The organism is Methylocystis sp. MJC1 (genome assembly GCF_026427715.1).
Lineage (GTDB): Bacteria > Pseudomonadota > Alphaproteobacteria > Rhizobiales > Beijerinckiaceae > Methylocystis.
Genome location: NZ_CP107558.1, coordinates 1054587 through 1064398, shown reverse-complemented (window position 1 = coordinate 1064398; position 9812 = coordinate 1054587). Strand labels below are relative to the sequence as shown.

General features: G+C 57.9%; 8 protein-coding genes. 4 read left to right on the top strand and 4 right to left on the bottom strand.

Going from position 1 to position 9812, the window contains the following annotated elements:
* Nucleotides 1-49 precede the first annotated feature (49 nt).
* Nucleotides 50-1588 (top strand): IS21 family transposase, encoded by a 1539-nt coding sequence (gene istA / locus OGR47_RS05200; RefSeq protein ID WP_165056345.1) that lies wholly within the window; start codon nucleotides 50-52, stop codon nucleotides 1586-1588.
* Entirely contained in the window at nucleotides 1585-2427 is an 843-nt protein-coding gene (gene istB / locus OGR47_RS05195; RefSeq protein ID WP_165056347.1) for an IS21-like element helper ATPase IstB, read from the top strand. The genes istA and istB overlap by 4 nt, the downstream gene beginning before the upstream one ends.
* 697 nt (nucleotides 2428-3124) lie before the next feature.
* Here the strand turns inward: istB and OGR47_RS05190 are convergent.
* The 4 genes from OGR47_RS05190 to OGR47_RS05175 form a co-directional block, all read right to left on the bottom strand.
* On the bottom strand, nucleotides 3125-3481 hold the full coding sequence (locus OGR47_RS05190; protein ID WP_206527518.1) for a transposase: 357 nt from the start codon (nucleotides 3479-3481) through the stop codon (nucleotides 3125-3127).
* The gene (locus OGR47_RS21855; RefSeq protein ID WP_206527517.1) at nucleotides 3366-3809 is read right to left on the bottom strand and encodes a transposase; all 444 of its coding nucleotides are present in this window, start codon (nucleotides 3807-3809) and stop codon (nucleotides 3366-3368) included. Before OGR47_RS21855 ends, OGR47_RS05190 begins: the two co-directional genes overlap by 116 nt.
* A 122-nt stretch (nucleotides 3810-3931) precedes the next feature.
* Nucleotides 3932-5185: a cytochrome c3 family protein gene (locus OGR47_RS05180; RefSeq protein WP_246729897.1), complete on the bottom strand. Its 1254-nt coding sequence runs from the start codon at nucleotides 5183-5185 to the stop codon at nucleotides 3932-3934.
* A 338-nt stretch (nucleotides 5186-5523) separates the two neighbouring features.
* On the bottom strand, nucleotides 5524-6426 hold the full coding sequence (locus OGR47_RS05175) for a pyridine nucleotide-disulfide oxidoreductase (RefSeq protein WP_246729896.1): 903 nt from the start codon (nucleotides 6424-6426) through the stop codon (nucleotides 5524-5526).
* A 466-nt stretch (nucleotides 6427-6892) separates the two neighbouring features.
* Here OGR47_RS05175 and OGR47_RS05170 point away from each other — a divergent pair, with 466 nt between their 5' ends.
* Nucleotides 6893-8194 (top strand): NAD(P)-binding domain-containing protein, encoded by a 1302-nt coding sequence (locus tag OGR47_RS05170; RefSeq protein ID WP_165056154.1) that lies wholly within the window; start codon nucleotides 6893-6895, stop codon nucleotides 8192-8194.
* Nucleotides 8181-9752 (top strand): ankyrin repeat domain-containing protein, encoded by a 1572-nt coding sequence (locus OGR47_RS05165; protein ID WP_165056152.1) that lies wholly within the window; start codon nucleotides 8181-8183, stop codon nucleotides 9750-9752. Before OGR47_RS05170 ends, OGR47_RS05165 begins: the two co-directional genes overlap by 14 nt.
* Nucleotides 9753-9812 lie beyond the last annotated feature (60 nt).

The window sequence follows — 9812 nt, the reverse complement described above, 5'->3', positions numbered from 1 at the left end:
CTGATAGGCCGAACTTGATGTCATCGACTGGCATGGAGAGGCCGAAAGGATGTTCACAGTGGAACTCTATGCCCGGGTGAGACGCGCGGTGATGGCGGAAGGGCTGAGCCGCCGGGAAGCGGCGAGGCGCTTTGGCGTGCACCGCAATACGATCACGAAGATGCTCCAATATTCGGTTCCGCCGGGATATCGGCGCCGGGAGCGACCGATTTCGAAGAAGCTGGGGCCTTATATGGCCTGGATCGACAAGGTCCTGGCGGGTGACCGGCTTGTTCACGCCAAGCAGCGGCACACGGCGCAGCGGATATTCGAACGGCTACGGGACGAAGAAGGGTTTTCTGGCGGCTACACGATCGTCCGGGAATATGTCGCGCAGGCGCAGTTGCGGTCGCGCGAGATGTTTATTCCGCTCAGCCATCGCCCGGGGCATGCGCAGGCGGATTTTGGCGAGGCGGACGGTTACATCGCCGGCAGGAAGGTCCGCTTTCATTATTTCTGCGTGGACCTGCCGCATTCGGACGGCTGCTTCGTCAAGGCCTATCCGGCAGAGACGGCGGAAGCCTTCTGCGACGGCCATGTCGCGGCGGTCGCCTTTTTCGGCGGCGTCCCGCAGTCCATTCTGTATGACAATACGCGTCTCGCGGTCGCGAGGATCGTGAAGGGTGGAGAGCGTCTGCGTTCGCAAATGTTTGCGGAACTCCAGAGCCACTATCTTTTTGCCGATCGCTTTGGCCGGCCTGGTAAGGGGAACGACAAGGGCAAGGTCGAGGGGCTTGTCGGCTATGTCCGGCGCAACTTCATGACGCCGCTGCCCGTGGCGGAGAGTTTCGAGGCGCTGAACGCGAGGTTCCTGGACGCCTGCACGAAACGCCGGCAGGCGATCCTGCGTGGTCATTCGACGCCGATCGGCGAACGCATGCAGGCGGATATGGCGGCATTCCTGCCGGCGCCGCCGGCGCCCTATGACGCCTGCCACAAAGTCGCGACGCGCGTGTCGTCGATGGCGCTGGTGCGCTACCGCAACAATGATTACTCGGTCCCGACGCGTTACGGCCATCGGGAGGTGCTGGCGAAGGGCTATGTCGATCGGGTTGAGATTGTCTGCGGCGGGGAGACGATCGCCGTGCATGCGCGCAGCTACGACAAGGCCGAGTTCATCTACAACCCGCTGCATTATCTCGCCTTGCTCGAACACAAGAGCCGCGCGCTCGATCAGGCCGCGCCGCTCGACGACTGGCGTCTGGCCGACTGTGTGCATCGCTTGCGGCGGCTGATGGAGGCGCGCATGGGGAATAGCGGGCGTCGCGAGTTCATCCAGGTGCTGCGGCTGATGGAGGATTTTCACCAGCATCAAGTCGAACAGGCGGTTGCGGAGGCGCTGCGTCTTGGCGCGATCAGCTTCGACGCGGTGAAGATGCTGCTGCTGGCCAAGCTGGAGAACCGGCCCGCGCGGCTCGATCTGACATTCTACCCCTACCTGCCGGCGGCCACGGTCGGCGCGACGGATCCGCGCGCCTATCTCGGGCTCGTCGCCGGCGCGAGCGTCATTGTGGGCGTCATGGAGACGACCGCGGGAGGTCCGGCATGACCACCTCGCATGAGCCGGGCTCGCAAACGATCGTCGCGCCGCAGGTGCTACTGGGCAATCACCTCAAGGCGCTGAAGCTTCCCACCTTCGCGCGCGAATATGAGAAAGTCGCGCTGGAGTCGGCGCAGGACCGCGCCAATTACCCCCGCTATCTGCTGCGCCTGTGCGAACTGGAGCGCATTGATCGCGAGCGGCGCAATGTCGAGCGCCGCATCCGGCTGGCGCGTTTTACGCAGGTCAAGAGCCTCGACACTTTCGACTTTACCGCCCAGCCTTCACTCAACAAGCCGCTGGTGCTGGAGCTGGCGCGGTGCGAATGGATCGAGAAGCGGCAGAACTGCATCGCTCTCGGTCCATCCGGGACCGGGAAGACTCACGTCGCGCTCGCCCTGGGGCTCGCCGCTTGCCAGAAAGGGTTCAGCGTCGCGTTCACAACCGCCGCGGCTCTTGTGCACGAACTGATGGAGGCGCGCGACGAGCGCCGCCTGCGCGCGCTGCAAAAGCATCTCAACACCGTCAAACTGCTGATCGTCGACGAACTGGGCTATGTGCCGTTCACGGCGGTCGGCTCCGAGCTGCTCTTCGAGGTCTTCAGCCAGCGCTATGAACGCGGCGCGACGCTGGTGACCAGCAATTTGCCCTTTGATGAATGGACGTCCGTCTTTGGGTCGGAACGTCTCACCGGCGCGCTGCTCGACCGGCTCACCCATCACGTACACATTCTGGAAATGAACGGCGAGAGCTATCGCCTCGCGACCGCAAGGAAAGCACAGCGCCGCGGCCGCGATCTCGCCGACGCGCCCGCCATCGACAAAGGAGACGCCGACACGAAGAACTGAACGCCGCCGCGCGCGTTGAGCCGCGCTTCGCTACGCTCCGCGCGCCTCAACGCGCGCGGCAACGCAAACTACAAGGGCCACAGGGCCCTTTTCTCGAAACCAGACCGGTACACTTTTGCGCCGCCATCATGCACATTTTGTCCCCGCCATTGACACGTGGCTGTTTGTCAGCAGGAATCCTGTTCGTGCGTGGTCGAACTTCCCATGTAAAGGCTGCCCAAACGTCGGATTGAAAGTGCCGGCGGGCGTCGAGGTCTGAGCGACGCCAAGAGAAAGACAAGCAATTACGGCCCCGGCCGCAATGGCCAGGGTAAAAAACGCGGACCGCACGAAGCGCAGGTATAAGGATGGATGGCGCACGCCCCCTTTCAACCACCGCTCCAAGGTTGCTCGTTCGTGCACTTCATTTCGTCTTCCAACACCGAATCTCTAATGCTCGAAACCGCCCTACCCCAACGCTCGCAAGACGCTCGACCGCAGGAGGTGGATCGCACGAGGCGATTCACCAACCGTCGTTCGCACGGCGATCGACTACAGAATCAACGTCCCGAAACATTTGTATCGAGCCGCTCACCGAGCATTCCGATTTCCTGGTTTGTTTTGGAAATTGGCGATTCTCACTCTGAAGCCAATGTGATGGCGTCTATCTAAACTATCGACCTGAAAATCACCTGAAATAGCCAAACTTTCTCGCCCTTTAAATCGGTCTGCCTGGCAGACGGGCGCATGATATATCCGAAGAAGAGACTCCGCCTAAAAAGCGCCGCCGTGTTATGAATCGTGTCGCCCAGGCGAATGGACGCTCGACCACCCATCGCTTGGGCAACAGCACGAAGCCCTTTTTCGCTTCGGCCAGTTTGACGACGCAAATTTCAACTCCATGCGCTTTTGCGGCGTTCTCGCCGGTGTAGCCCTGATCAACATAGATGAATTCGACGCTATCGACCGTCGCCTCCTGCACGTCGGCGGCGAGCGTGCCGACCGCGGCGCGGTCGTCGACATTGGCCGACATGACATGCAGCCCCGGCAAATGGCCCAATGTGTCGACCGCCATATGCAGCTTCGAGCCGCGCCTTCGCTTTGCCCCGTAATAATCTCCCCGCAGTCGTTCTCCGAGGTCGAGAGCCAGGTGCGGCTGTCGATGATCGCCGCCATCCGCTCCGGGGCGCGACCGAAGGCGACGCGCAACAGGGCACACAGACCCTGCGCCAGCGCCTCGAATACGCCCGCCGCCAGCAGCGCTTCGATTGCTGATACACGGGGGACCACGGCGGCAGATCCTTGGGCATGGCGCGCCACGCAATGCCGTAGCGCAGCACGTAACGAGGACCGTTGACCAGCTCGCATAGTGAATGTTGACGCTGCGGCGCGCCTTCGTCCATGAGCGTCAGATAAGGCGCAACCAGCGACTACTCTTCGCCGCCGACGTCAGACGGATACGGTTTGCGAATGGGAGACTTCCCGTTCTACTAAGGCAATCAATCACCAAAGTACATAACCCCCTCTAGTTACGAATATCGGCTTTTCGCCAACTCACAGGATTGTGGCATCTCTCGCAGGACCGCCCGAACTGGCCTACATGCGGATCATCCCGACGGTGACAACTAGCGCAATCCGAAGCAATCTTAAGAGTCGGCGTATTCGGCGTGGTATGACACCGCTCGCACCTGAGCCGAGCATGCGCCCCAACCAGCGGATAGCCTGTTTGTCGGCCGTGGTCGAAGCGCCAATGCGACCATGCGCTTGTGTCATGGCAAGACCCACATTTTGGCTGAGCCCCTAATAAACCGTTGTGATAATCCTTATGGCAGCTTTCGCAGGTTATCGGCAATTTAAGAGTTGTAGCGTTCTTGGTTGAATGGCAGCTCTCGCAAGTCAGTCGCTGGTGCATTCCAGTAAGCGGGTAGCGAGTCTGCCGTGCATGATCGAACGTCCATCTACTCCATGCGTACGGGTTATGGCAGTTCCCGCATCGCGCGCCAACGCCGAGCCTCCCTTGATGGAAACTGTCCCGATGGCAACTCTCACAGGCTATAGGCGCGTCCTTGTAATTGGACGAACTATGACAACCTTCGCAAGGAACAGAAACATGCTCACCGATTAGTGGAAAGTGTGTCTGACTGTGGTCGAAAGTGATATTCTTGCGCCAGTCGACGTCATTGTGGCACCGCTCGCAACGGTCGCCGAGCTGCCCTTTGTGAGGATCTTGCTCCTTGTGACAGGCGACGCACGTGGTCTCAAGCTTCTGCTTATAGATGTATCCAGTATGACAGACGTCGCATTTCACCTTTTCGTGTGCTCCATGAAGCGGAAACTTGGTCTTGTCGTGCTCGAATTTTGCTTCTTTCCACTTGAGCTGGTTGTGGCAGGTTTCGCACTTCGAACCGTAACGATCGGCGTGAATATCCTGGATCCGGTGACAGGAGACGCAGGCTTGGGACAAATCCTTATACAGCTCACCAGTGTGGCAAGTGGCGCACGCGACGTCCTTATGCGCTCCAATCAACGGAAACTTAGTTTTTCCATGGTCGAAGGCCTTTACGTTTCGCCAGATTGTGGGTGAATGACAATTTTCGCAACGGTCTCCCAGCCGTCCCTTGTGCGGATCAGCCTTCTTGTGACAATCGACGCATTGTGAACCCGTCTTGTGAAATGGCTTCCCGCGTGCATGGCAGGCGTTACACTCCACCGTCTTGTGGCTGTCGACCAGGCGATAGTTCGTCAGATTGTGGTCGAATCTTTCGGGATCGAGTTGCATGATGTCCGTGGTGCGGCCCTTGTGCTCCGTATGACACGCCCGGCAATCAAGATTTAGCGCGTCGGACTGCTTTCCGTGAAAGCGTGAGCGCGTCCGTCGATCGCTTGCAATCTCCTTATGACATTCGAGGCAGAGATTCGATTGGGTCGCGCGAGAAAAAGGTTCGTGACACTTTTCGCACTGACGTTCGAACTTCACGTGCCCCTCGATAACAGGGCCGGGAATCACGAGCCTTTCGAGAAATCGGCGCGCCTCCGGATACACAAGGGTGGCGACCAATATTAGGCTCACAAATGCTATTGCTCCCTTCTCCCACCGCTGCAATTTTCTCTCTCCGCTCAATATCGGTGGGTGGCCCAGACGTGTACAAGCGCCGCCATGACCATCAAGAAGAACAAAGGCAGATGCAGCACATGCCACAAACTAAATAGACGCTCGAAAAATCGCAGTTCCGCCGCCTTTAAAACTGCGTTCAAATAAGCCGAAACCGCGAGGTCGATCTCGGCGATGCGTTGTCGGAGATAGTTTAGCGCCCAACCGTTTCGGCGACCTTCCGTCTCGATGGCCTGTAGGACCTGGCGCCGCTTCCGAGCCCCCTGCAGACGCGATCGAACGGCCGTGATGGCGTTGAGCAAGTGGCTATGAGCCGGACCTTGGGCGTCATGCTCCAGAATTTGACGCCCGAAAAGGTCAAGGTCCGCGAAAATCGTATCGATGCCTCGCATCTCTTCGGCAAGCTCCCGGCGCAACTCGTCGACGTCAGCGAATATCTCCTTCGCTACCGCTCGCCGGCCATGAAGGCCTATGTGAATCTTGCCGTAAATATATCTTCCAATTACCCCGCTGGTCGCGACCGCCAGCATCGTGAAAAGCGCTACATTGCTGTTCAACGCGCCGAGGCTGAAATTGGAATGGAACAAGATCAGCGATGGCCCGAGTGCGCCCAATACCATATGGATCCGAAACCAGGTTGGTATGGAGAATAATCCCCGCGTCGCACTTGAGCGCTTGCGATAGGAGTACGTCAGCAGCGCGAGCATCATCAGGCTGCCCACAATCCCGAGCCAGTAACCGAGACCATTTTTCGGAGTTAGATATCCCTCTTCGCTCTGCAGCCAGCCTATGGAAACCACGCTAAAGATCAAGGCGGCAATCACGACGGGAGTCGCATAACCAATCGGACGCGCAACATAACGATAATTTCGTCCGCTCACCGCCATAGCGCCCATGCTCTCATCCAAACAGGCCTCGATAGTTACACTATAGCTGTACGCCGCGACGGTAACCTGAACGGAAGCTTAAATGCAGTGATTCATTGCTTTCCGAGCGCCTTTGCGTTGTGGCTCCAGCCAACAGACGAGGAGCACAGGGGCTATTTTGAGCAGTGCTTTTCCGATCCGAATCCAACTGCGGCATCGAGAATTAAGCGCATTTTTCGGGAAATATTCAAATGCGGCTCGTCAGACTGCTAATATACTCATTGGCCATCTACCAGGATCCGCGGCAACCGGACTCGTTGCTTTCATTTTCAGTTCAGGTTGAAACATAAATTCATCACTTTCGGATCTTATTCCTTCGTTCGACCATGCTATGTAGTTCATTCCTCGTCGATTACCGCTCCAAGGCCGCGACCGGGCCGCTGCAAAGCGGCTTCCTATCTGCTTTGGGGTTCCTAGGCGCTTTAAAACCTGAGGTACGGAAGCATTCATGCAAATCGACATGATCTTCGCTTACGCGCTCCCTTTGATGGTCATCTGGTCTATCTATCTGCCGGTGCGGAAAAGGCTGGAGCTGCGTGCCGTCGAAAAACTCGCCGCCGCTACCGATGCCGGCCTTCTTGAGCCCGCATCGCTCCATCCAATAATTGATCCCGCAAGATGCATCGGCTGCGGCTCCTGCGTCCGCGCCTGCCATGAAGGCGAAATACTCGGTCTCATTGACGGCAGGTCCACACTTGTGGAGCCTGCAAATTGCATCGGCCACGGCATGTGCAAGGCCGTCTGTCCCGTCGATGCGATCACGCTTGTATTCGGCACCGATCGGCGTGGAGTCGACATCCCTAACGTATCGCCGAATTTCGAAACAAATGTGCCAGGCATTTTTATTGCCGGTGAACTCGGTGGCATGGGTCTCGTTCGCAACGCCATCGAGCAGGGTCGACAAGCCATCGACTCCATCAGCAAGCTGAATGGGCTTGGGGCGCCGGACATGCTTGACGTCGTGATCGTCGGGTGTGGTCCAGGCGGTTTCTCGGCCAGTCTTGCCGCCTTGCAGCACAAGTTGCGATTCGTGACGCTGGAGCAGGATACACTCGGTGGTACAGTCGCGCACTTCCCACGTGGTAAATTGGTTATGACTCAGCCCTTTACGCTTCCCCTCGCTGGCACATTCGATTTCGGCGAATTAAGTAAGGAAGAGTTGATTGCCTTCTTCGAGGACATCGTCATAAAGACGGGGCTGAAGGTCAACACTGGGGAGCGCGTTGACAGTATTGCGCGGGTGGATGGGCATTTCGAAGTCAAGTCGACACAAGGGTCCTATAAAACGCGTTCTGTTCTATTGACGATCGGTCGACGTGGCACGCCGCGCCGTTTGGACGTTCCTGGCGAAGAACAGCCGAAGGTCGTTTACCGGATGATAGATCCTGAGCAGTATCGCGGCCAGCATGTGCTCGTCGTCGGTGGCGGCGACAGCGCGCTTGAAGCCGCCTGCGAAATCGCCGAACAACCTGGGACAGTCGTCACGCTGTCGCACCGCAGCGAATCCTTCGGCCGCGCGAAGCAAAAGAACCGCGAACGAATCAAGCAAGCGCAGCAAGCCGGCCGCGTCGAGGTCATTTTTTCATCTACGGTGGAAAGCATTGGAGTCCGCGACGTAAATTTGAAATGGAATGGCGAGCAGCGTTCGTTTGCAAACGACGCGGTGATCGTATGTGTTGGAGGCATTCTGCCGATGCCATTTCTGAAGAGCATTGGTATTGAGGTCGAAACCAAATATGGCACCGCTTAAATTGCGCGTCGCGAAAATCGCCGTCCTCATTGGGGTCGGGGCGCTTGACGCCCATCTCGATCGTGCTCTTAGCGCGTCAACGGCTGCGATGTTACAGGCGACGCCTTCCGCGCCCTCCGTCCAGCAGCCATCGAGAAAGATCGTTGAGCCTGTTCGACCTGTCAGCGTCGCAGATCAGGAAATTTTCCGACGCACGCAAAAATACGCCGACAATGGTGATCTAGAAGCTCAATACAGGCTCTCCTCGTATTTTCGATTGGGCCGTGGAACCACGCAGGATCTAACCGCCGCATTCACTTGGATGCAACGAGCGGCGGAGGCCGGGCTCGAAAAGGCGCAATATTCCCTCGCGATTATGTACTTATTGGGTCACGGCACGCAGCTCGACGTCGTCCAGGCGCAAAATTGGCTACAGAAGGCAGCGGCGCAAGGCGACGCACGCGCGAAGCTCCTGCTGAGCAACGTTAGCACGAGCCAACCTGCCGTGGATCGCCCCAGAAGTGGAACCACCAAACCCACCCGATCCGCCCCGCCTCAGGCAACGCTCAAGATTTCGCCAGATGCGGCGATACGCAACGGCCATCCAGCGATAATCGACGCCGCACTTCGCGGGCAAAACACCGCCTTAAGCAACCTCGTCAAGGCAGGCGTGAATCTTTCCGTGACCGACGACGTTGGAAACACCGCTTTAATTCTTGCGGCCAAAGCCGGACGTCTGGAATCCGTCAATATTCTCCTTGCAGCGGGCGCTGACGTAAATGCTCGCAACCGATCAGGGGAGACCGCGCTTACCGCAAGCGCGGCAAACGGCTATAGCAACATCGTCGAACGTCTAATGGAAGGAGGCGCCGATCCTTCGGTCGTCTATGAAACTGGCGTAACGCCGCTTATTGCTGCAATCAGAAGCCGCCATGATGCGACGATAGCGCTTCTTCTCATGGCCAAGGCGAACGTCAATACTGCCGCCAGCGACGGTCGTACGCCTCTCATTTTCGCCTCCGAAACGTCTTCGCCGGACGTCATCGATTTAATAATCGAAAATGGCGCTGCGATCGACGCCGCAGACAAATTGGGGCGGACAGCGCTTTGGCATGCGGTGGATAGCGGAAATCTACCGGCGATAACAGCGCTGCTTTCCAAAGGCGCCAAACCAAATGCGGCCGACATCGCGCTCTGCACACCCTTCTTGAGGGCTTTGGAGCGTAACAATACCCCGGCGTCGGAAACGCTATTGAAAAATGGTGCCGACATCTCGCAGACGACGGGGTTGGGCAACACACCGCTTATGCTAGCATCCCATCACGGTATGGCTGAAATTGTTCGCGAGCTGCTTGCGCGGCATGTCAATCCAGATGTCAGGAATCGACAGGGGTACAGCGCGCTGATGCTTGCTGTCCATGAAGGGCGATTGAAGATTGTCCAAACGTTGCTCGACAGCGGCGCCAACGCCAATTTGCGTAACAAAAAACGTGAAACCGCGGTAGATATCGCGAGAAATATTGGAGACGAAAAGATCATTCGTGCGTTCGGGAACGCCGATAGCGCGGATTTGCCTTAATGCCCTGCCTGGCTGATCACCTCGCTGTCGCCGGACGGCGGCGAGAAGATGTCGAAGCAG

Coding starts and splice junctions, on each gene's coding strand:
- istA (WP_165056345.1), top strand. CDS start 50: ATGTTCACAGTGGAACTCTATGCCCGGGTGAGACGCGCGGTGATGGCG.
- istB (WP_165056347.1), top strand. CDS start 1,585: ATGACCACCTCGCATGAGCCGGGCTCGCAAACGATCGTCGCGCCGCAG.
- OGR47_RS05190 (WP_206527518.1), bottom strand. CDS start 3,481: ATGGCGGTCGACACATTGGGCCATTTGCCGGGGCTGCATGTCATGTCG.
- OGR47_RS21855 (WP_206527517.1), bottom strand. CDS start 3,809: ATGGACGAAGGCGCGCCGCAGCGTCAACATTCACTATGCGAGCTGGTC.
- OGR47_RS05180 (WP_246729897.1), bottom strand. CDS start 5,185: ATGCAACTCGATCCCGAAAGATTCGACCACAATCTGACGAACTATCGC.
- OGR47_RS05170 (WP_165056154.1), top strand. CDS start 6,893: ATGCAAATCGACATGATCTTCGCTTACGCGCTCCCTTTGATGGTCATC.
- OGR47_RS05165 (WP_165056152.1), top strand. CDS start 8,181: ATGGCACCGCTTAAATTGCGCGTCGCGAAAATCGCCGTCCTCATTGGG.